This is a genomic window from Bartonella sp. AP58NXGY, from assembly GCF_042195785.1.
In the GTDB taxonomy this organism is placed as follows: Bacteria; Pseudomonadota; Alphaproteobacteria; order Rhizobiales; family Rhizobiaceae; genus Bartonella.
Genome location: NZ_JBHIOY010000103.1, coordinates 1 through 1,077, shown reverse-complemented (window position 1 = coordinate 1,077; position 1,077 = coordinate 1). Strand labels below are relative to the sequence as shown.

The window sequence follows — 1,077 nt, the reverse complement described above, 5'->3', positions numbered from 1 at the left end:
CAATGATATTATCAGGATGTAAATCTCCATGTTATAAGATTATATTCTTGCTTAATCGATCTTCAAAGATCTTATTGATTTGATCAATAATCGCCTTTTGATGTAGCAAATCCATTTGGCTCAATACAGTACCCCGGATAAACTCCCATTCGACGACTTCATCGCAAAGTGTTATCAAATTTGGTGCAGGATAGAGACTTTGTCGAAAAGAGCCATCCTTGATGTTTTCATTAATGCACGATGCTTCCGGATAAATTTGCCCATAGCAAAACTCTTGATGCTTGCGTTTCAAGAAATGTTGTTTTGACGATTGTGCATTTTCAGGTTGTAACCAAATGATTTCTTGTTTTCTGACAAAAATAATTAAAGCAGACACCCCAAAAATCACAGCCATAACCACTGCCAACCACAAATTAGCTTGCCAGAATGTTGAAAAAACATAACCGTATAAAAAACTGAATGCAAAGGATACAACAGCTGTAATAATGGCTGTAAATGATAAAACAGTCGCGATAGCTTTGGGATCAATCAGTGAATTTATAAGAAGAGACGACAGATAAGATCGATAAGCAGATTTAAAAACACATAGCAGTAAAAATCCTAATATAAGAGCCGCAATGATTTGAAATGACATGAGAAAAAAAGCAATGGTTACCATACAACCAATCATTAAGACGGGAAAAATAGGATTTTGAAACTTTGAAAAATACTTCTGAAACAATATATTGGAACTTGCTGAAAAAAAATTCCCAATGATAAAAATAATCGAAACCAAAATAGCTGGTTGAAATGGCAAAAAATCAGAAAATGCGATAGAAATAGTTCGATTATTAACCAAAATAGCAAAAGCTGAAACTGCACTTAAAAAAATAAGAGTGAAGCGATAAGGGTTTTTGACTTCTTTACGGCTGGTGCACAGAACTGTGAAAATACTCGGATGAGCGTTGATATGAAAACTATCTAATCCCTTCGTCAGTTTTGAAAACATAAAAAGAGCAAAAATTAATGAAAGGACTTGAAAAATCAAAGGCAATGCAGGATGTACATAATAAAGTATTCCCCCTAAAAAAATAAGTA

The 1,077-nt window shown here is 33.6% G+C and carries 1 pseudogene; it reads right to left on the bottom strand.

The window, feature by feature from the left end:
* Positions 1 to 31 precede the first annotated feature (31 nt).
* A pseudogene (locus tag ACFINC_RS09765) lies at positions 32 to 1,077 on the bottom strand (hypothetical protein); the annotation flags it as partial.